Annotated in this window: 17 protein-coding genes; 9 read left to right on the top strand and 8 right to left on the bottom strand. The window is 58.2% G+C overall.

From position 1 onward, the window contains the following. Window positions 1–43: 43 nt before the first annotated feature. Entirely contained in the window at window positions 44–1,165 is a 1,122-nt protein-coding gene (gene ispG / locus AC2FJF_RS04485) for a flavodoxin-dependent (E)-4-hydroxy-3-methylbut-2-enyl-diphosphate synthase (protein ID WP_496723327.1), read from the top strand. 772 nt (window positions 1,166–1,937) lie between these two features. On the opposite strand, the gene AC2FJF_RS04480 is transcribed toward ispG, so the two are convergent. Both AC2FJF_RS04480 and AC2FJF_RS04475 read right to left on the bottom strand, forming a co-directional pair. Then, window positions 1,938–2,696, bottom strand: a complete 759-nt coding sequence (locus AC2FJF_RS04480; protein ID WP_496723325.1) for a DsbA family protein — start codon at window positions 2,694–2,696, stop codon at window positions 1,938–1,940. Further along, window positions 2,693–4,075 (bottom strand): M48 family metalloprotease, encoded by a 1,383-nt coding sequence (locus AC2FJF_RS04475; protein ID WP_496723323.1) that lies wholly within the window; start codon window positions 4,073–4,075, stop codon window positions 2,693–2,695. Before AC2FJF_RS04475 ends, AC2FJF_RS04480 begins: the two co-directional genes overlap by 4 nt. Here AC2FJF_RS04475 and AC2FJF_RS04470 point away from each other — a divergent pair. The 3 genes from AC2FJF_RS04470 (at window position 4,074) to AC2FJF_RS04460 (ending at window position 9,106) form a co-directional block, all read left to right on the top strand. Further along, complete coding sequence (locus AC2FJF_RS04470; protein WP_496723321.1) at window positions 4,074–5,237, top strand: pyridoxal phosphate-dependent aminotransferase; 1,164 nt, start codon at window positions 4,074–4,076, stop codon at window positions 5,235–5,237. The two genes, AC2FJF_RS04475 and AC2FJF_RS04470, sit on opposite strands and share 2 nt — an antisense overlap. 66 nt (window positions 5,238–5,303) lie before the next feature. Continuing rightward, complete coding sequence (locus AC2FJF_RS04465) at window positions 5,304–6,524, top strand: N-acetylmuramoyl-L-alanine amidase (protein WP_496723319.1); 1,221 nt, start codon at window positions 5,304–5,306, stop codon at window positions 6,522–6,524. A gap of 95 nt (window positions 6,525–6,619) precedes the next feature. Further along, entirely contained in the window at window positions 6,620–9,106 is a 2,487-nt protein-coding gene (locus tag AC2FJF_RS04460; RefSeq protein ID WP_496723317.1) for a penicillin-binding protein 1A, read from the top strand. Here the strand turns inward: AC2FJF_RS04460 and AC2FJF_RS04455 are convergent. Then, on the bottom strand, window positions 9,100–9,933 hold the full coding sequence (locus AC2FJF_RS04455) for an aminoglycoside phosphotransferase family protein (protein WP_496723315.1): 834 nt from the start codon (window positions 9,931–9,933) through the stop codon (window positions 9,100–9,102). The genes AC2FJF_RS04460 and AC2FJF_RS04455 overlap by 7 nt on opposite strands. A gap of 76 nt (window positions 9,934–10,009) precedes the next feature. Here AC2FJF_RS04455 and prfB point away from each other — a divergent pair, with 76 nt between their 5' ends. The 3 genes from prfB to AC2FJF_RS04440 all read left to right on the top strand — a co-directional run bounded on the left by prfB (window position 10,010) and on the right by AC2FJF_RS04440 (window position 13,538). Then, window positions 10,010–11,137 carry a peptide chain release factor 2 gene (prfB, locus tag AC2FJF_RS04450; RefSeq protein WP_058277539.1) on the top strand — a complete coding sequence of 376 codons (1,128 nt, stop codon included), beginning with the start codon at window positions 10,010–10,012 and terminating at the stop codon, window positions 11,135–11,137. 190 nt (window positions 11,138–11,327) lie between these two features. Next, window positions 11,328–12,722, top strand: coding sequence for an amidase (locus AC2FJF_RS04445; protein ID WP_496723313.1), 1,395 nt, complete (start codon window positions 11,328–11,330; stop codon window positions 12,720–12,722). A gap of 33 nt (window positions 12,723–12,755) precedes the next feature. Continuing rightward, a complete protein-coding gene (locus AC2FJF_RS04440; RefSeq protein ID WP_496723311.1) occupies window positions 12,756–13,538 on the top strand; it encodes a DUF2189 domain-containing protein in 783 nt (260 codons plus the stop codon). Between the two features lie 5 nt (window positions 13,539–13,543). On the opposite strand, the gene AC2FJF_RS04435 is transcribed toward AC2FJF_RS04440, so the two are convergent. The 3 genes from AC2FJF_RS04435 to AC2FJF_RS04425 all read right to left on the bottom strand — a co-directional run bounded on the left by AC2FJF_RS04435 (window position 13,544) and on the right by AC2FJF_RS04425 (window position 16,947). Continuing rightward, complete coding sequence (locus AC2FJF_RS04435; RefSeq protein WP_496723309.1) at window positions 13,544–14,278, bottom strand: helix-turn-helix domain-containing protein; 735 nt, start codon at window positions 14,276–14,278, stop codon at window positions 13,544–13,546. A 289-nt stretch (window positions 14,279–14,567) separates the two neighbouring features. Beyond that, window positions 14,568–15,128 carry an acetolactate synthase small subunit gene (gene ilvN, locus AC2FJF_RS04430; RefSeq protein ID WP_496723307.1) on the bottom strand — a complete coding sequence of 187 codons (561 nt, stop codon included), beginning with the start codon at window positions 15,126–15,128 and terminating at the stop codon, window positions 14,568–14,570. A 67-nt stretch (window positions 15,129–15,195) separates the two neighbouring features. Continuing rightward, window positions 15,196–16,947 carry an acetolactate synthase 3 large subunit gene (locus AC2FJF_RS04425; protein WP_496723305.1) on the bottom strand — a complete coding sequence of 584 codons (1,752 nt, stop codon included), beginning with the start codon at window positions 16,945–16,947 and terminating at the stop codon, window positions 15,196–15,198. A 422-nt stretch (window positions 16,948–17,369) separates the two neighbouring features. Between AC2FJF_RS04425 and AC2FJF_RS04420 the strand changes: the two genes are divergently transcribed. Continuing rightward, entirely contained in the window at window positions 17,370–18,215 is an 846-nt protein-coding gene (locus AC2FJF_RS04420; RefSeq protein WP_496723304.1) for a HalD/BesD family halogenase, read from the top strand. Between the two features lie 48 nt (window positions 18,216–18,263). Beyond that, window positions 18,264–18,647, top strand: a complete 384-nt coding sequence (locus tag AC2FJF_RS04415; RefSeq protein ID WP_496723302.1) for a bleomycin resistance protein — start codon at window positions 18,264–18,266, stop codon at window positions 18,645–18,647. A gap of 83 nt (window positions 18,648–18,730) precedes the next feature. On the opposite strand, the gene AC2FJF_RS04410 is transcribed toward AC2FJF_RS04415, so the two are convergent. Both AC2FJF_RS04410 and AC2FJF_RS04405 read right to left on the bottom strand, forming a co-directional pair. After that, a complete protein-coding gene (locus AC2FJF_RS04410; RefSeq protein ID WP_496723300.1) occupies window positions 18,731–19,378 on the bottom strand; it encodes a response regulator transcription factor in 648 nt (215 codons plus the stop codon). Beyond that, on the bottom strand, window positions 19,375–20,808 hold the full coding sequence (locus AC2FJF_RS04405) for a cache domain-containing protein (protein ID WP_282169385.1): 1,434 nt from the start codon (window positions 20,806–20,808) through the stop codon (window positions 19,375–19,377). Before AC2FJF_RS04405 ends, AC2FJF_RS04410 begins: the two co-directional genes overlap by 4 nt. Window positions 20,809–20,981: the final 173 nt, after the last annotated feature.

Raw genomic sequence — 20,981 nt, 5'->3', positions numbered from 1 at the left:
GACTATTTAAAGACGCAACTCAGGCAGCTCTGGATCCGTCCTCATGTCCCTTAATCATGTCCGCCCGTGGCGAAACATTTATCGCCGCAAATCCCGCCAGATCATGGTCGGGAATGTTCCGGTCGGGGGCGACGCGCCCATTGCTGTTCAGACCATGACCAATACGCTGACAACAGACGTTGCTGGGACCGTTGCGCAGGTTCAAGCCGCCGCCGAAGCGGGCGCTGATATTGTGCGCGTGTCCGTCCCAGATGAGGCGTCATCGAAGGCGTTGAAAGAGATTGTGCGCGAAAGCCCGGTTCCCATCGTGGCCGACATCCACTTTCACTACCGTCGGGGCATCGAAGCTGCCGAAGCGGGGGCTGCATGTCTGCGCATCAATCCAGGCAATATCGGCGATGAAAAGCGTGTGAAGGAAGTCATCAACGCCGCGCGCGACCACAATTGCTCGATCCGGATCGGGGTAAACGCGGGCAGTCTGGAAAAGCACCTGCTTGAGAAATATGGCGAACCATGTCCCGAGGCGATGGTCGAAAGCGGGTTGGAGCATATTCGCATCCTGCAGGACAACGACTTTCACGAATTCAAGATCAGCGTGAAGGCCAGCGACGTCTTTCTGTCCGCAGCGGCCTATCAGGGCATTGCCGAGGCCACGGATGCGCCGATCCACCTAGGCATCACCGAAGCTGGCGGACTGGTGTCTGGCACCATCAAATCGGCCATCGGGCTGGGTAATCTGCTGTGGATGGGCATCGGCGACACGATCCGTGTCAGCCTGTCCGCTGACCCGGTCGAAGAGGTAAAGGTGGGCTTTGAGATCCTGAAATCTCTGGGCCTGCGCCATCGCGGCGTGAACATAATCTCGTGCCCGTCCTGCGCGCGGCAGGGCTTTGACGTGATCAAAGCGGTCGAGGCGCTGGAGCAGCGGCTAGAACACATCAAGACCCCGATGAGCCTGTCCATCATCGGTTGCGTCGTGAATGGCCCGGGCGAGGCTTTGATGACCGATGTCGGCTTTACCGGCGGCGGGGCAGGGTCCGGCATGGTTTATCTGGCAGGTAAGGCCAGCCACAAAATGTCGAACGATCAGATGATCGATCACATCGTGGAAGAGGTCGAAAAGAAAGCGGCCGAGATTGATGCGGCTCAGGAAGCTGCCGAGTAGCACGCATTACCAACCCTCACCTACGGTGACGCACAAGTCTAACCGCTTATCGTCCGCATGATCTTTGTGCAATTTGCCCGAGCGGCCATTATTTTGCCAGAATTGACCGAGAAATAGGCCCTCGAATTGAGTAGTTTAAGGGCGTTGTTGCATGAAGTTTCTTGCCGGTGTAGCCACAGTTTCTTGTCTTGTCCTGACGGCCTGCAGCAGCGGCTCAGGGTACTTGGATCGCTACCCTAGGGATGTGAATGTTCCAATACCATCCAACGTCGCTCAAACCCAATTGCGATACCTGTCTGCTGATCTCGCGGCGAGTACGGATGGTAGCACTGTCGAAGGCATTATCGTTACCCTGTCAGTTGGAGGCCAAGGAAGGCCGCCCAAGGAGACACCGCAGGTGCTGGCCGATCCGAACCTAGCCGCTCGAGTTGCAGTTTCTCTTTGGGATGGAAGTGATCCTCATGCCGCAATGGGCGTCGCAAAGCAGGTTGCGCGTTCGACCTATTGTAGGTCCGGTCCGATCACTGCGAACAATAGTGTACGGCGTATTACGAACCCACAGGATCTCAATTCTGTTTTAACGGAAAGCCGCAGACTGGGGCGCGACGTTATTCCTGCAGGAATCAAGGGAGAATCCGTACCGGCTGCGCAGTTTCGCTCAGACGGTACGAATAGATGGGTCGTATGGCTGTATTGCGACGCGCCGTTTCCATACTAACTTTGCACCGTCGACAAGTTTTGCAGTGGAGGCGGGGTCTCCGCCTCCGAGCATTTAGCCCTGTTCTGCGCGCACACCGTCCGCAATCTGCTTCATCTGATCCGCTGGCAGGAATCCACGCAGCATTTCGGTGCCCAGAACAAATGAAGGTGTTCCTGAAATCTGCATACGCTGCGCCAGCGCACGGGTCTGACCGATTTCATCCGTAACCTGCTCGCTGTCCATGGCCGCAATGATCGCATCGCTGTCCAGGCCGAGGCCATCCGAGATCCGGCGCAGGGAGACTTCGGAAGGCTCTCCGCCGAATTCCATCAGCGCGTCATGGACCTGTTTGTAGGCGTCAGCGCCAGCCACATGTTTGGTTGCGACCGCAAAGCGCGAAGACAGGACCGAGGCGTCGCCCAAGATCGGGAATTCCTTGATCACAAGGCGGATGTTGCCATCTTCGGCCAACAGGCTCGCGACTTCGGGCACGGCGCGGCGACAGTAGCCGCAGCGGTAATCCATGAATTCGACCAGAGTGATGTCGCCATCCGGGTTGCCGCCAACCCAGCTATAGCCGTCGTTGAACAACTCGTCTGCGTTGGCCGCGACCAGATCCTTATCTGCGGCGGCTTCGGCAACGGCGTTGCGCTGTTCAAGGATGTTGATCGCTTCGATGATCACTTCGGGGTTTTCCAGAAGGTACTCGCGCACCTGCTCACCGAACTGCTCGCGTTCGGCATCGCTCATGGTGCTCAGGTCCAGGGCCTGCGCGGGGCCGGTGATCAGGGAAAGCCCCAGAAGGGCGGGTGCAGCATGTCTGAGGATCATTTCCGGTTCCTTTTCTCTTTCTTCGCTCGTTCCGAGGCAATCAACACATCCTGTGCCCGTTGCCAACCAGGTGAACCTTCGGGCAATTGCCCGACGGCGCGTTTTGCGTGAATGCCTGCGTCGACCAGGCGGCCTTGCAGGGCATAGCGTTCTGCGGTCACAGCCGAGGCCATGCCGTTATTTCCGACCTTGGCATAAGCCATTCCAAGATCCTGCATCAGTCGTGCATTGCGATAGTCCCGCGCGCGCGCCTTTTCAAGCACCTTCAGGGCGTCGGTCGTCTGCCCATCTGCCAGCAAGGCGCGCCCGTACCCCGCCAGAAGCAACGGATCATTCGGAGACATCTCAACTGCCTGTCCGTAAGCTTTAATTGCGTCTGACAACTTTCTGTTTTCCAGTAGAATTTGCCCTTTTAATTCATAAAAGAACGGATCATCGGGCCGGATTTCCAGCGCGCCGTCGATTGCGGTCCTTGCGCGGGCCAGATCGCGGTTCTGATGATGGGCGGCAGCTTCGCGCATCAGGCGTATGTCCTGCGCGCTTTCCTCTTTCAACCGGCGCAAGGTCCAGCCCGGCGAACGCAGGAAGGCCGATAGCTTGCCCTTGACCCGCGCGAACCAGTAGTCGGCGTTGGGGTTTGGTGAGGCATGATCGCTGAACTCGCCCACAAACGCCTCAGCGGCACGCAGCCGTTCGCGGCTGGTGGGGTGGGATCGCATATAGGGGTCTTGGTTGGCTGTGTTCAGCAACTCCTGACCTGCAAACTTTTGGTGAAGGGCAACCATCCCGTTGGGTGAGATCCCCGCCGCGCGCAGGTAGCTGGCAGAACTGCGGTCGGCCGATGCCTCTTCTGCCCGTGTGTGCCCCAGGAAGCTGCGCAGGGCAGACGCGGATGTGCCAGCGGCGATTCCCGCTGCGGCCTCGCCACCACCTGCGGCCGCGGCGATCAGGGCTAGCGCAGTGCCCAGCTGGGCTTTGCGCTGTGCGGCGCGCATGTTTTCAACCCGTCTGGCCAGATGGCCGTTGGCGATATGGGCCGCCTCATGGGCGATCACAGCCTGCAGCATCTCGGGGCTTTCGACGGTCAGGATTAGCCCGTAGTTTACGTATATCGCGTTGTAATCAATGACAAATGCGTTGAATGTACTGTCATTGACGACCAGAATTTTCACTCGATTGGTGTTTAGCCCGGCGGCCCGCAGAATGGGAAAGGCCAGTTCGCGCAACCCGTGCTCGATATCGGGGTCGCGGATCAGGCTTTGAGCGCTGGACTGAAACGCACTGCCCATCCATGTCACTGCAATCAGCAACAGGGCCGGGATTGACGCCAGCCTGGATAAGCGTTCAAAAGCCATGGCTGCAACATGGGAGATGGGCATGAGAAACTCAACCCGATCCGGGGTCGATCCCTTCATCGTGATGGACGTGATGGAGGCCGCGCGCCGCGCTGAAGAGGCCGGGCGGCACATCATCCATATGGAGGTCGGCCAGCCGGGGACGGGCGCGCCCAAGGGGGCCGTTCAGGCCTTGGCCAGAGAAATGGATCAAGGCCCGTTGGGCTATACCGTGGCTTTGGGTCTGCCCGCGCTGCGGCAACGGATCGCAAGCCTGTACGGTGAGTGGTACAACGTCGATCTCAACCCCGACCGCGTCGTGGTTACACCGGGGTCGTCCGGCGGGTTTCTGCTGGCTTTCACTGCCCTATTCGATAGCGGTGACCGCGTCGGTATCGGCGCGCCGGGCTATCCCTCTTATCGGCAAATTTTAAAAGCGTTAGGTCTGGTCCCTGTCGATCTGCCCACCGCACCCGAAAACCGGCTGCAACCTGTGCCATCCGATTTCGCAGGGCTCGACCTGCAGGGCCTGATGGTTGCGTCGCCCGCGAACCCCACGGGCACGATGCTGGATCACAGAGCCATGGGCGCGCTTATTGACGCCGCGCAGGGGCAGGGCGCTTCGTTCATCAGTGATGAGATTTACCATGGGCTGGAATATGAGGCCAAAGCCGTCACCGCGTTGGAGCTGACGGATGAGTGCTATGTGATCAACTCGTTTTCCAAGTATTTCTCGATGACTGGCTGGCGCGTTGGCTGGATGGTGGTTCCCGAAGATCAGGTGAGGGTGGTTGAACGGATTGCCCAGAACATGTTCATCTGTGCGCCGCACGCCAGCCAAGTGGCTGCGCTGGCGGCAATGGATTGCAATGGCGAATTGCAGGCCAATCTGGATGTCTATCGCCGCAACCGCCAATTGATGCTGGAAGGGCTGCCCAAGGCCGGTTTCACCAATATCGCGCCGCCGGATGGGGCGTTTTATGTCTACGCCGACGTTTCGGACCTGACCGACGACAGCCGGGCCTTTGCGGCCGAGGTGTTGGAAAAGGCCGGGGTAGCCGTCACGCCGGGACTGGATTTCGACCCGTTGCGCGGTCATACGACGCTGCGGTTTTCATACGCGCGCTCGACGGCGGACATCGAAGAGGGTCTGCAGCGACTGCACCGCTTTATGGCGGATCGCGGTGCGATCACGGAACAGGCCTGAGCCGTTCACAACGGGCCCCGGATGCGGTAGGGTGCCAGACAAACGATCTCGGGAAAACTTGAGGCCATGAGCAGGATCATTTACGCCATTGCGCTGTTTTGGGCGCTGTCTACTGCCGCAGTCGCGCATGACTTCAGCGCGCTTGCGCGCGTGTTGCCTGATGACAGTCGCATAGTGGACGAAGGTCGCGCAGGGGTGAGGGTCGATCTGGGCCTCAGCCAAGGCGTGCCTTACCGCGTGTTCACATTGCAAGATCCCTATCGCATGGTACTTGATTTTCAAGAGGTTGACTGGACAGGACTTGACCGCGAAGCGCTTCTGCAAACCGATCGTATCAGCGGTGTTCAGTTCGGAGCATATGTTCCCGGCTGGTCTCGGATGGTTCTGGAGCTTGGCGCGCCTTTGGCCGTCGACCGCGCCGAGATGAAAATTGATGAAACGGCTGGAGGGGCGCAACTGTCGCTGCTTCTGCAAGGAACCGATTTCGATTCATTCGCCGCCGGCGCAGGCGCACCCCGTCAACAAGGTTGGGATTTGCCCGAACCCGCAGTAACGCCGGCCCAGCCGCGCCGCGGCGGGGGAGGCGCGTTGCGGGTCATGCTTGACCCCGGTCATGGCGGCATCGACCCGGGGGCCGAGGTCGACGGGTTGGACGAAAAGACCCTGATGCTGACCTTCGCGCGCGAACTTCGCGAGCATTTGTTGCGGACCGGAGGGTTCGAAGTGGTGATGACGCGGGTTGATGACCAATTCGTCTCGCTCGAACGGCGCATCGCGCTGGCGCATAGGGCCGGTGCCGATGTGTTTATCTCACTGCATGCAGATATCCTGTCTGAAGGGCGGGCGCATGGTGCCGCAGTATATACTTTGTCAGACGAAGCATCAGATGTGGCCAGTGACAAGCTGGCGGAACGTCATGACCGCGGTGATCTGATCTCGGGGATTGATTTGAGCGGTGCGGATGACCAAGTGGCCGATATCCTGCTGGATATCGCGCGGCAGGAAACCAAGCCTCGAACTGATGCGTTGGCCCGTGCGCTGGCTGATGGCATGACACAACAGGGCGGCCCGATGAACAGCAGGCCGATCCGCACGGCCTCATTCTCGGTTCTCAAGGCAGCGGATATTCCTTCGGTTCTGGTCGAGCTTGGGTTTCTATCCAGCCCTCGGGACCTGCAGAATATCAGAAACACGGAATGGCGTGTTGGAATGGCGCAGGGCATTGTCGATGGTCTGCAGAAGTGGCGGCAGGACGACCTGATCAAAAGATCCCTGATTGGTCAGTGACCCTGCGACGTAAACCGGCTATTATTGGCCATCGTGTTTTGACCCTGCGCCGGGCCATCACTATATAGGCGTCACCGCGAGTAAAAGGCAGTAACGTGATCCGTTTCATTCTTTCGATTTTCGGGGCGATCTTCAGCCTCGTGACATTGGGTATCTTCATGGCCGCGCTGGTCGTCGGCGCGATCTTCTGGATGTATGGGCGCGACCTGCCCAGCCATGAATCGTTGGCGCAGTACAAACCGCCCACGATCAGCCGAATCTATTCGGGCGAAGGCCAGTTGATCGACGAGTTCGCGCAGGAACGCCGTTTGTTCACGCCGTCCGAAGAGATTCCAGATCTGGTGAAGCAGGCGTTTATCTCGGCTGAGGACAAGAATTTCTACACCCACCAAGGTTACGATCCGCGCGGTATCATTGCCGCCGGTGTCGAGGCGGTGAAGTCCAAGGGCGAAACCGTTCGCGGTGCATCGACCATTACACAACAGGTGATGAAGAATTTCCTGCTGTCCGGTGACCGCCGCGCCGAACGGAAAATCAAGGAAATCATCCTCGCCACCCGGCTTGAGGATACGCTGGACAAGGAACAAATCCTCGAACTCTATATGAACGAGATCTTTCTGGGTCAGAACTCCTATGGCGTGACCGCTGCTGCGCAGACCTATTTCAACAAGACTTTGCAGGAACTGGAGCCGCACGAGGCCGCAACTTTGGCCGCCATGCCCAAGGCACCGTCGGATTATCACCCGGTTCGGCAAAAGGACCGCCTGCTGGCGCGCCGCAACTACGTTTTGCGCGAGATGAACCAGAATGGGTATATCGATCAGGCGACCTATGAGGTCGAAGTCGAAATGCCCCTCCGATCGGTCCAGAACGGAGATTTCGAAAGCTTCCGTACGGCGTTGCCGCCGCGTGACTATTTCACCGACGAGATCCGCCGCCAACTGAGCGAGGATTTCGGCGAGGGCGAATTCTTTACTGGGGGTTTCGCGGTTCGCGCTTCGGTTGACGAGGAAATGCAGCTTGAGGCAGCCAAGGCCTTGCGCACCGCATTGCAGAAATACGACCGTTCACGTGGGAAGTGGCGTGGTACGGGCGAGGTGATCCCTGAAGAAAAACTGGCGGATGAGGCGCAATGGCGCGAAGCCTTGGCCATCATGGAAATTCCCCGCGACGTAGTGCTGCCGACCCAGTGGTATCCGGCCGTTGTACTGAATGTGGGTGAACAGCAATTGACCGTAGGGATCGAGGACGGTCCGGCAGACGGCATCGTCCCGCGTGCTGACATCAAATGGATGCAAGGTGATTTTGCGGCAAACTTCAAGCGCGGTGACGTCATTCTGGTCATGGCTGGAGAGGAAGGCCAGTGGTCCGCCCGTCAGGTGCCGGAAGTGCAGGGCGGCTTTGTTGCGATGGACGTGAACTCGGGCCGTGTTCTGGCGATGCAGGGCGGGTTCTCGTATCAGGATTCGGTGTTCAACCGCGCCACGCAGGCGCAGCGCCAGCCCGGCTCCAGCTTTAAACCCTTCGTCTATGCCGCTGCGCTGGACAGTGGTTACAGTCCAGCGACCATCGTTGTGGACGCCCCGATCGAAGTGAACACCCCCCAAGGTCTGTGGCGACCCAAGAACTCTTCGAACAAGTTCTATGGTCCGACGCCGCTGCGCACCGGGATCGAACAATCGCGGAACCTGATGACCATTCGTCTGGCGCAAGAGGTGACCATGCCTGTTGTCGCTGGCTACGCGGAACGGTTTGGCGTCTATGACCGTATGGGCGCGTTCCTGGCGAACTCGCTGGGGTCGGAAGAAACCACGCTGTACAAGATGGTCGCCGCGTACGCGATGTTCGCAAATGGCGGTGAGCGGGTCGAGCCCACACTGGTTGACCGAATTCAGGATCGGTTCGGCAAGACGATCTATCGCCATGATGACCGTCAGTGCTTGGATTGTAACTCGGCCTGGCTTGAGCCGGACGAGTCGCCCACCATCGAGACCAATCGCTCTCAGGTCATGGATGCGATCACCGCCTATCAGTTGACGTCGATGATGAAAGGTGTGGTGGATCGCGGGACCGCGTCCAGTGTCGTCAATCTGCCGGTGCCGACTGCGGGTAAAACGGGTACGACGAACGAATCCAAGGATGCGTGGTTCATTGGCTTCACCTCGAACATCGTTGCTGGTTGCTATATCGGTTATGACCGCCCGCGTCCGATGGGGCGGGGGGCCTATGGGGGTACGTTGTGCGGGCCAGTGTTCCAGAGCTTCATGGAGAAAGCCGTCGAGAAATACGGCGGTGGTCCGTTTGATGTGCCCGAAGGCGGCCACTTCATCAAGATCGACCGCTTTAGTGGCGCGCGCCTGCCTGCCGATGCTTCCGGTGACTATGTCGTGGCCGAATATTTCCGCGATGGCGTCGACGGCTTTATCGACCGTGTCTACGACGGTGGCTTTGCGATGGGCTCCGACCTGCCTCTGTTCGAAGAGGCCAGCTCGGGCCGTCAGGTTACCACGTCGACCGGCAACACAATCACTGTTGGCCCCAACGCCAGCCAGGGTGATCTGCAGGGCGGCGGTCTTTACTGATCCGCTGCTTGCAGGAGAAGGTTCAACAGGTCTTCTTCCGGGTCATGTGTGACGGTGCCATCTGCGCGCCAGAAGATCGACAGAGCACATTTTGCGGCACCCCATTGGGCAAGTCGTCCTTTTTTTACCCGCATGGCGGTCGCGTATAGCGCCAGGCCAGTTTCAATCTGTTCAGGTCGGCGAACCCACTCTGGCATGCCTTTGGGGTGGCGCAGGGCATTGGCCAGCTCGAATGCCGGGTCGCCGATGTACCCCTTGGCGTCAAAGACCCGAGGCCCGGCAGGTGTTGCGATCACGTTGTCATGATGCAGGTCCCCGTGCAGCGGAACAACCGTATCCTGCGTGTCCAGAAGGTGACGGCCAATGCTGATCGCTTGCATCATGTCGTGCCGTAGTCGGATCGGGCAATCGTCCGAGAATTGACAGTCGAAAACTGGCGCGAAGACTTCCTGAAGCGGTTTCAGCCGGGTCGTGTCGATGGTCGGCCTTTGGTGCAGTCGATCCGCTGCCGTCGCCAGGCCGCGCACTGCTTCATCCGGGCGACCTGACCGCGCGATATCCCCAAGTGACGGTCCTTCAAGCCATTCCGTCAAAACGGCGTTGGGGCCCTCGGCCAATATGTGCACAGCACCCCGATCACGCCACAGGTGCATCAGGTGCGGGCCCGCTGTTTCATTGCCACGGTTTGGGCGGCGATAGATCTTGAGCGCTGCAAGCGTGTTGTCCAAAGTTCGGACCTTCCACACGTGTGCATGCCCGGTATTTGCGACGGGCTGTGCGTCTTCCAAATCCCATCCTGTCAGAAACTCGCTCAACGCGTTTTGCATTCCGTCTCGCCTGTCTTGTGGTGGCCCGCGCCTCTTGCTATCACGCAGGCCTGATTGAGCAAGTTGGGACAAGACCATGCGCGCCGAAACCCAGAACACCGTGGCGGAAATCGAAAAGTCGCTGGAGCTGCTGGCGCAGCGCATGGACTATGAGACCGCCCCTCATCGTCTTGAGGAATTCAACGCGCGCGTCGAGGATCCTAACCTATGGGACAACCCCGAGAACGCGCAGAAACTGATGCGCGAGCGTCAGATGTTGGTCGATGCCATTGAGACCTACGAATCCATCAAGACCGATCTAAGCGACAATATCGAGCTGATCGAACTTGGTGAGATGGAAGAGGATGAAGAGGTCGTCACCGACGCCGAAGACGCCATTCAAAAATTGGGGGCGAAGGCCGCCAAGAAAGAGCTTGAGGCGTTGCTGGATGGCGAAGCCGACGGCAATGACACGTTCCTTGAAATCAACTCGGGCGCCGGTGGCACCGAAAGCTGTGACTGGGCCTCGATGCTGGCGCGCATGTATGTCCGTTGGGCCGAGAAGAAGGGCTACACGGTCGAGCTGCAGTCCGAGACTGCGGGCGAAGAGGCGGGCATCAAATCCGCCGCCTACAAGATTTCGGGTCACAACGCCTATGGCTGGCTGAAATCCGAAAGCGGTGTGCATCGTCTGGTGCGGATTTCGCCATTTGACTCGGCAGCCAAGCGGCATACATCCTTCAGTTCGGTCTGGGTCTATCCGGTGGTCGACGACAATATCGAGATTGAGGTGAACCCGTCCGAAATTCGCATCGACACATATCGGTCATCGGGCGCGGGTGGTCAGCACGTGAACACCACGGATTCGGCAGTTCGAATTACGCACATTCCGACCGGGATCGTCGTGACCAGTTCTGAGAAGTCGCAACACCAGAACCGCGATATTGCCATGAAAGCCCTGAAATCGCGCCTGTATCAGCAGGAATTGGACCGTCGCAACGCGGACATTAACGCGGCACATGAAGCCAAGGGTGATGCCGGCTGGGGCAACCAGATCCGGTCTTATGTTTTGCAGCCCTATCAGATGGTCAAGGATCTGCGTACCAACCATGAGACATCGGACACCAAAGGTGTACTGGATGGCGATCTGGATGGGTTCATGGCTGCCACCCTTGCGATGGATGTGGCGGGCAAGAGCCGCTCCGAGGCGCAAGGCGACGGCTGAGACGCCGCAAGGGGGCGCTGCCCCCGTCTCCGCAGGCGGAGACTCCCCCGGGATATTTTTGGCCAGATGAGTTGGATCCGTGCGCTGCGGTGTGCATGGTAAAAGATATATGTAAAACACGGGTTTAAATGGGGTTGTGGCCTCGTTAGGCTGATCGCGACTTGGTAACACTGAATGCGATGGGTCCCGGATGGATTTAAGTCAGACAACCGCAACTGCCTTGTTGGCGGCGCTTTCGGCCCGGCGTCTTTCTGCAGCTGATTTGATGCGTGAAACCTTGGATCGCATTGCGGCGATCAACCCGCCTCTGAATGCGATTGTTGCGCTGCGCGATGAAGACTCGCTGATGGCCGAGGCGCGGGCGTTGGATGCGGGGCCAGTGACAGGCCCGTTGCATGGTCTGCCGATCGCGGTCAAAGATCTGGTGAATGTCGCCGGAGTGGTGTCGTCGCAGGGATCACCGCTGTATCGCGATCATGTACCCGAACAGGACGATCTGATAGCCGCACGGATGCGGGCGGCCGGCGCAATCCTGATCGGTAAAACAAATACGCCAGAGTTTGGCTTGGGCTCGCACACGTTCAATCCCGTTTATGGTGCCACGCGTAACCCGTATGATCACTCTAAGACATGCGGTGGATCATCGGGTGGGGCAGCGGTTGCGCTGGCCACCGGGATGGTGGCGCTGGCGGATGGCTCTGACATGATGGGCAGTTTGCGCAATCCGGCGGCCTGGAACAATGTCTATGGGTTTCGCCCAAGTTGGGGACGTGTGCCGCCTGAACCGGCGGGCGACGTATACCTTCACCAACTGTCCACGCTTGGCCCAATGGCACGAGCCCCGGAAGATCTGGGTGTGTTGTTGGACGTAATTTCAGGGCCTGACCCGCGGCATCCTGCAACCCCGCATAATGCTGCGGTGTCCCCAGTTCAGGCGGCCGATCTGTCCGGTATGCGGATCGGCTGGCTGGGCGACTGGGGCGGGGCGATGCCGTTTGAGGATAGTATTTTGGACCTGTGCCAGGATGCGCTGTCCGTTTTCGTACAGCAGGGGGCGCAGGTTGAAGCTGTTGGGCCGCCCTTTGATGCGGAACGCATATTCGAAAGCTGGTCGACCTTACGATCCTGGAGCGTGGCGGCAAGTCTGGCCCCGCAGTCTGAACAGCGGGCGCAGTTGAAGGACACGGCGCAATGGGAGCTTGACCAGGGGCAAGCCCTGACGGCGATGCAGGTGCATCAGGCGAGTGTTGTACGATCGGATTGGTTCCGGTGCGCGGCTGAACTGTTCGAAGGGTTTGATGCGTTGACCCTGCCGTCTACTCAGGTCTGGCCGTTTGAACTTGAGCTTCCGTATCCCACCGAGATTGCCGGTAAAAGCATGGAAACCTATCACCGCTGGATGCAGGTCATGATTCCAGTCAGTCTGATTGGCTTGCCGTGTCTGTCGGTGCCGGTGGGGTTTGGGGCAGGCGGGTTGCCGATGGGCATGCAGGTCTTTGGCCCGCGTGGCGCGGATGCGGATATATTGTCAATCGGGGTCGCGTATCACGACGCAACAAGGTGGCCCCAAAAACAACCGGCTTGAGGAGAGCGCCGGAAACAGGAGGAGAAACAGAGCATGGAAAAACCCTTTGGGGTTCCGGATATGGGACCTGTGGATACCGGAATGCTGCGCGAGGCGTTGCGCCGTGCCTGGGCTGATTTTCGTCGGGCACCAGTTTTTGGCCTGTTGTTCGGTGGGTTCTATGTTTTGGCTGGCTTGGCCATGGCGTGGGTCACGGTGCAGACGCAGACGTCATACTGGCTGGTGTTGGCCACCATCGGCTTTCCACTACTCGGCCCCTTTGCGGCGGTGGGGTTGTATGAGGTGTCACACCGGCTGGAACAGGGTGACCCATTGAATTTCAAAGAGGTTTTCGGCGTGGTCCTGCAGCAGAGCCGCCGTCAATTACCGTCCATCTGCGCGATCATCGTGGTGATTTTTCTGTTTTGGTTTTTTCTTGGCCATATGATCTTTGCGTTGTTCATGGGGCTGTCGACCATGACCAACGTCTCCAGTTCGCTAGAGGTCTTTATGACGCCCAATGGCCTGATTATGCTGGCCGTCGGCAGCGTTGTGGGTGCCATTTTTGCGCTTATTCTATACATGATCACGGTTCTTTCGATCCCGATGTTGCTGGACCGGGAACTGGACTTCGTGACCGCGATGATCGCCAGTTTCAGCTATGTCCGTTCGAACCCGAAAATCATGCTGGGGTGGGGTGTGTTCGTGGCTGTCGTGACATTTTTGGCCATGATCCCGTGGTTTTTGGGGTTGTTGATCCTTTTGCCGTTGCTGGGGCATGCCAGTTGGCACCTGTATCGTCTGATCACTCTGGCAGGAGCCGGGAAAGACGCTTGAAGAGCCTATGCAGCGCTTTGCTTGAGCCGTTTGGCAGCGCGCGCCGCAGGAAGGGCGGCCTTTGCCTGATTGCCCAAATAGTTCAGCGAAATCCGGCGCATTGTGGTCGCCTGAGCGTTGGTCTTGGACAGGCAAATTGCAATGCCACGCCATCGCTCGGAGTTTTCTTCAGCGCCGCGCGTTACAAGGTAGATACGGCTGTTTTGGGCTGCGCGGCTGGACATAAGGATAAAAATCTGCCGTCCGGCGCAAGCCGCGATGCCTTGTACTTCACGTCTGGTGGTGTCGGCCGGTATCCCCTCATTTTCGGGCTCATAGCTGCGCACCAGGGTGCATTGCGGCAAACGGCGCGTGTGGATCAGCCGGTGTCTGGTCATGGGAGATCCGTCCAGTCCCGTTTCCGTCGCATAATAAAAGCCCGCCGGCAGCAGGTTTTCGGTTAGCGTCGAGGGGCCGGACCCCAGGAATTCAGTCAGGGCCGAAGCCGCCGGATGTTCCGGTGGCGTTTCAATTTCCTCCAGAGGCCGCAACAGGATACGGGCGTCGACCTCGAAAAACCGGCACATGCGATCCAGAACATCGGGGCGGGGAAAGCTCTCACCGGCCAGATATCTGTTGAATTGGGTCCTGTTGATGCCCAGCTGGCGGCACAGCTCGGACACGGACGAATATTGCCGCGACAATTGTCGCAGATTGTCGCCGAACATCCGGCGCAATTCATCAGGACTGCGGATACTCATGGTCATTTCTGTCCCAGGTTCCAGAGTGTCATTTCAAAAAGTGCGACGCACCCGACCTTTTTGGCCGTGCATGCATTCACAATCGTACTGGTGACCCCAGCTGGCGCATCCCAACACCACGCTACGCCCCCGAAGTTAACGTAGGGGCAGGCAAACGCAATAGGCTTTACGTCAATTTGTATGATCTTTTTGGGTAACCATGCTCATAAGCAACATACAGCAGTATTGTTTGAGCATGTCCTGGGACTGCGCCTCGCCCCGGTACCAAAAGGGGGGCGAGGCGAAAAAGTCAGTCGCCGCGCAGCAGGGCGGCCACGCCGGTGCGTGCAATCTCGACAAGGCCCAGCGGGCGCATCAGATCGGCAAAGGCATCGATTTTGTCCGGGGCACCGGTGAGTTCGAAGATGAACGAATTCAACGTGCTATCGACAACGCTGGCGCGAAAGATATCGGCCAGACGCAGCGCCTCGACCCGCTTGTCGCCCGCGCCGACAACCTTGATGATCGCCAGTTCCCTCTCGACCGAGGGGCCTTCGACAGTCAGGTCGTGAACATCGTGCACCGGAACGATACGGCCCAATTGGGCTTTGATCTGTTCGATCACCTGAGGGGTGCCGGTGGTGACGATGGTGATGCGGCTTAGGTGGCCAGTGTGATCCACCTCGGCGACTGTCAGGCTTTCGATGTTGTAACCCCGGCCCGAAAACAATCCGATCACCCGGGCCAAGACACCCGGTTCGTTTTCGACCAGGACAGCAATCGTATGGCGTTCCTGCACGTCCGAAAACGTGGGGCGTAGGTTATAGGCGGAATGGCGCGTTGCGCCTTGTTTGATATGTAGGGCAGACATTTATGTCCCTTTCATAATCCTGTGATGGCCGGGTGCCAGAGCACCCAACAAAATCCGTCGAATTGTGTCAGACCAGAACCGAGCCTTTGGAATCGATCACGCCCTGCGTCTCGGCTTCGCCCAGCAGCATCTCGTTATGCGCCTTGCCCGATGGGATCATGGGGAAGCAGTTCTCGTGCTTTTCGACCAGACAGTCGAAGATCACTGGACCGTCATAGTTGATCATCTCCATGATCGCGTCATCCAGATCGGCCGGATCGGAACACAGGATACCCTTGGCCCCAAATGCCTCGGCGAGTTTGACGAAATCGGGCAGGGCTTCGGACCAGGAATGCGAATATCGTTCGCCATGCAGCAGTTCCTGCCACTGACGCACCATACCAAGGCGTTCATTGTTCAGAATGAACTGTTTCACCGGCAGGCGGTACTGCGCCGCAGTGCCCATTTCCTGCATGTTCATCAGCCACGAAGCCTCGCCTGCGACGTTGATGACCAGTGCATCCGGGTGCGCCATCTGCACGCCGATGGAGGCGGGGAAGCCGTAACCCATGGTGCCCAATCCGCCCGAGGTCATCCAGCGGTTCGGATCTTCGAACCCCAGATACTGTGCGGCCCACATCTGGTGCTGACCGACCTCGGTGGTGATGTAACGGTCGTGCTTTTTGGTCAGCTCTTCCAGCCGTTCAAGCGCGTATTGCGGTTTGATCGTCTTTTCGCTGTTGGTGTAGGCCAGACAGTTCACTTTGCGCCATTCGGTGATCTGATCCTGCCACTTGGCAACCGACGCCTCATCTGTCTTGCGGCCACGCGCTTTCCAAACCTTCAGGATGTCCTCCAGCACATGTGCAACATCGCCAACAATCGGGATGTCCACGCGGATCACCTTGTTGATCGAGGACGGGTCGATGTCGATATGGGCCTTTTTCGAATTGGGCGAGAACGCGTCGATCCGCCCGGTGATCCGGTCATCGAACCGCGCACCGATGTTGATCATCAGGTCGCAGTCATGCATTGCCAGATTGGCCTCATAGAGTCCGTGCATGCCCAGCATGCCCAGCCAGTTCTTGCCCGACGCCGGGTAGGCGCCCAGACCCATCAGGGTTGAGGTGATCGGGAAGCCTGTCGCATCAACCAGTTCACGAAGCAACTGGCTGGCCGCTGTGCCGGAATTAATAACGCCGCCGCCGGTGTAAAAGACGGGTTTCTTGGCGGTCTCAATTGCGGCCACCAGTTCGGTGATCTCTTCCAGATCGCCTTTCAGGACCGGCTGGTAATGCGAGGTCGAAGGCTTCGGCGCGCTATATTCGCCCGAGGCGAACTGAACGTCCTTGGGGATATCGACCAGAACCGGACCAGGGCGGCCGGAGGTGGCGACATGGAATGCCTCGTGCATCGTGTCGGACAGCGATTCGGTATCCTTGACCAGCCAGTTATGCTTGGTGCAGGGGCGGGTGATGCCAACGGTATCGGCCTCTTGGAACGCGTCCGAGCCGATCATGAAGGTTGGAACCTGTCCGGTCAGAACCACAATCGGGATCGAATCCAGCAGCGCATCCGTCAGGCCGGTCACGGCATTTGTCGCGCCGGGGCCAGAGGTCACAAGGGCAACGCCGGGCTTGCCGGTCGAACGGGCATAGCCTTCGGCTGCGTGAACCGCGCCTTGTTCATGCCGCACCAGAATGTGACGAATATCGTTTTGCAGAAAAATCTCATCATAGATCGGTAGCACAGCACCGCCGGGGTATCCGAATACCGTGTCCACGCCCTGATCCTTGAGGGCCTGAACTACCATCTTTGCGCCGGTCATCTCACGTGTCATCTGCTTTGCTCCGTTCGCGACATGTGTCTTGCGTTTGACAAAAAAAAGCCCCCGAGATTTTCGGAGGCGCATGGGTTCGATTATGGTTTACCGTTACCGGCCCATGCGCGTGGTTCCTACGATTACGACTAGCGTTCTCATCGCCAGAGGCTCCTTCTTTGCGTGCAGGGACATTATGAGCCGGGGGAAGGGGCGTCAACAGGCTTTTGCACCAATTTTCTAACTCTGAGGGTGAAATTTGCGACATTTTATTGCGCAGATTGACGCATGCAGGGAATATTCAGGAAAAATACCCCCTTTGACCTCCGGATTTCTGACTTGAGGGTAGTCAAAAAGCGGCATCGCGATGTCCGAAACAAGCATGATGAGCAGTTTTGACTGCGGCACGCTGAGATTGACCGAACAAAAAAGGGAGGCGGAGGATGATCCATGATCTGATAGATCTGGGGCGGTATCCGATCGATTGCCCGGGCTCGCGCGCATATGATCGGTTGATCGGTGATCTGCGCCGCGAGTTGGATCAGGACGGTTGTGCCGTTTTGCCCGGTTTTATCCACCCCGAAGGTTTGGCGCAGCTATTGAAAGAGGCGGATGCCGTGGCCGACCGCGCGCATCGGTCTTTCAACCGCACCAACGCTTATTTCTCAAAGGACGATCCACGGTTGGACCTGAACCACCCGAAACGCAGATTTTATGACCGGTCGAACGCCTTTGTTCCCGCGGACAATTTCCCCAAATCGGGTCCACTGCGCCGAATCTATGAATTCGAGGGCTTCTTGCCGTTCATACGCGATGGGCTGGATGAGCCGGAGGATCGGTTCTTTCGCTATGATGATCCGCTGGCGGATGTGATCGTCAACGTGGTCGAGGAAGGGCAGGGCTTTCCCTGGCATTTCGATACAAACAACTACACCGTGACACTGGCCATCCAGAATGGCGAGACGGGTGGGGCCTTTGAATATGTGCCGAACCTGCGCAGCGCCGAGGACGAGAATTTCTTGTCCGTGGCCTCTGTGCTGGATGGAAACCGGGCACTGGTCAGGACGCTGGAGTTGCAGCCCGGAGACTTGCAGATCTTCAAGGGCAGATACGCCTTGCACCGGGTCGCCCCGGTCCAAGGGGCGCGTAGCCGGTATGTCGGTATCTTTTCCTTTGTGGAAGCCGAAGGCATGTGTGGTGGGATTGAACGTACCAGGCAGCTGTATGGGCGGGTTCTGCCGCATCATCACCAGCGAGTGGGATTGCGCAAGGATCAGTTGTTGGATTGACCGGCTGCAGGTTACAATCGAGAGCAGAGGCTACCGTGGGAGGGGCATATGCCGGAATTGCTACAGCTTACGCCTTTTGTTCTGTGCTCGTCACTGCAAAAGCAGATTGACTTCTATTGCGACCGGTTGGGATTTACCTGCGGTTTCAGGCAGGACAATTATGCCTTTCTGTCGAGTGGTAGGGTCGCCATCCGCTTACTTGAATGCCCGCCGCGCGATGATGGGCGTGCTTTAGGGGATGATCAGTCCTTCTATATCGATGTTGCAGGGATTGATGATCTGTATGAAACCCTCAAGGCAGGGTTGGCTGATTTACCAGAGGGGCGCGTGCGTCCGCCGTTTGATCAGCCGTATCAACAACGCGAGTTTCACGTCCTGGATGAGGACGGAACACTGGTGTTTTTTGGCGAAGGTTTGCGAGCAAAGTCTTGAGTTAAAAAGCTCCAGCCCGTCGTCGATGCGCCTTCGGCGCACGTCCTCCGGTTGGGCCAGGCAGCGCATTCCGCGCTGCGGGGTCAGAAGCCAGGGCTTGTGCCTTGTAGTACGCCATGTTCAAGCGCATAGCGGGTCAGGCCAGCGGTGGATGAAATCCCAAGTTTGCGACGGATGTTCTTGCGGTGCGTTTCAACTGTTCGAACCGAGATATCCAATGCTGCGGCGACTTCCTTGTTGGATTTGCCCTGCGCCAATTCCAGCAGAATTGTCTGTTCGCGCCCGGTCAATGCCTCGCGGGCGCTATCGCCTTTGGGCTGAAGCGATCCACTGGCTCCGGTGCACAAGTACTGCTCACCACGCATCACTGCGTCGATAGCCTGTTTGATCTCGTCCGTCGGCACGTCCTTGAGCACGTATCCGCTGGCGCCGTGGCTCAGCGCGGTCGAGATGTATTCGGGGCTGTCATGCATGGACAGGATCAGGATGCGTGTTCGGGGCAGGCGTTCCAGAATGATCTCGGTCGCGCTAAGGCCGCCTAAACCGGGCATGTTCAGGTCCATCAGGATCACGTCGGGCGCAAGATCGGTCGCTTGATCCACAGCCTCTTGTCCGCTGCCCAAGGTCCCGACCACCTCGATCTCATCATAGCTTTCAAGGATCGACTGAATCCCTTCGGCGACCATGGGGTGGTCGTCAACGATAAGAACCCGGATTTTCTGATCGCTCATGTACCAGCCTTTCGGTTAGGCGTTGCGTCCTCTTGCGGCGGCAGCATGTGGCTCAGAGGCAGGCTGACCTCGATCACTGTGCCGCTGCGTGGGGCGCGTGATGACAGAATGCGCAGCGATCCGTCAAGCTGTTCGATGCGTTCCTGCATGTTGCGCAGGCCGATACCGGGGTTGGCGGGATCAGGTGTGGTGCGTAACCCACGGCCATTGTCGGTGATCCGCATTGTCGCGCCTTTCTTGTGGCCGCGCAGGTCGATTGTAACACGGGTCGCGCCGGAGTGGCGTTCAATATTGGTCAATGCCTCTTGAGCAATACGGTAGAGGGCGATCTTGCTGTCCTGGTCCAGCCGGTTGCGGAACACAACGGTCGAGAATTCGGTCTCGATCCCGGTGCGTTCGCAGAAATCGTCGGTCAGCGCCTTGAGGGCAGGGCCAAGGCCCAGATCGTCCAGCACGCCGGGCCGCAAGTCGCGGCTGATGCGGCGGACTTCTGTAATAGCCGCGCCCAGTGTGTCGATGCCCTTTTCCAGAGGTGCCTGTGCCCCGGCATCGTCACCGCGAGACAGGCGACGGCGGGCATTGTCCAGCGCATAGCGGACACCGACGAGGATCTGGCTGATACCGTCATGCAATTCGCGCGCCACGCGCCCACGCTCTTCCTCTTGCGCATCAAAAACCCGCTGCGTCAGTTCTTTAAGTTTGGCATCTGCCAGGCGGCGCTCGCGGACGTTCAGCAACATGCCCGAGGTGAAGACAACCAATACCGCGGCAAGAACAATTGCGCCAATATAAGAGAAAGTCCGTTGCACTCGGGCCTCAACCTCGGCCCGCGCGTTGGCGACTGTCGCGACGATGTCGTCGATGAAAACTCCTGTGCCGACAGCCCACCGCCAATCCTGCAGGCCGACCACATAGGCGATCATTTGCGCCTCTTCGCCTGTCGAAGGTTTTTGCCACATGAAACTGTGCCAGCCCGCACCTTGACGGGCTAGGCTGATGAATTCGTCCACAACAGGAGTGCCGTCGCTATCGGTCAGCCCCTCCCAGTTCCGGTTGATGAATTCGGTCTGGCGCGGGCTGACGAGATTGTTGCCGTCATAGTCATAGACAAAAAAGAACCCGTCCTTGCCGTAGATCATCGCTGACAGGATTTGCGTCACAAGGTTCTGCGCGACCTTATCCTCTGTAGATGCCCGTCCGTAGATATAGGCAAACCCGTTTCGAGCCTGCGTGACATAGTTCTTAAGTTCTTCTTTCTTGGCTTCAATCAGTCGCCGCTCAAGCGCTTCAATTTCACGTTCGGCGGTTGCCCGGGATTCATGAACCACGAAGAACGCAATCGCGGCCACTGCGACGACCAGAGGGATCGCCGCCACAAGCGACAATTTCTGGCCGTAGGTCAGTGAAATCAGATTACGGAATCCCCTCATAGGCGAATCGATACGCAAGCAGGCGGCAAATTGCAAAATTTTTGGTGAATTGGCGCATATGAGAGGGCCGGCGCGAAGAATTATTTTGCATTTGTCACGGTTTGCACCCGGGAAAACATCAAAAACGCGATCCCCTACGTAGTACTAGGTATTCACATTCACATCTTGGTCAT

It is taken from the genome of Ruegeria sp. CDSB013 (genome assembly GCF_059611165.1).
This window is presented reverse-complemented; position numbering and strand designations above follow the sequence as displayed.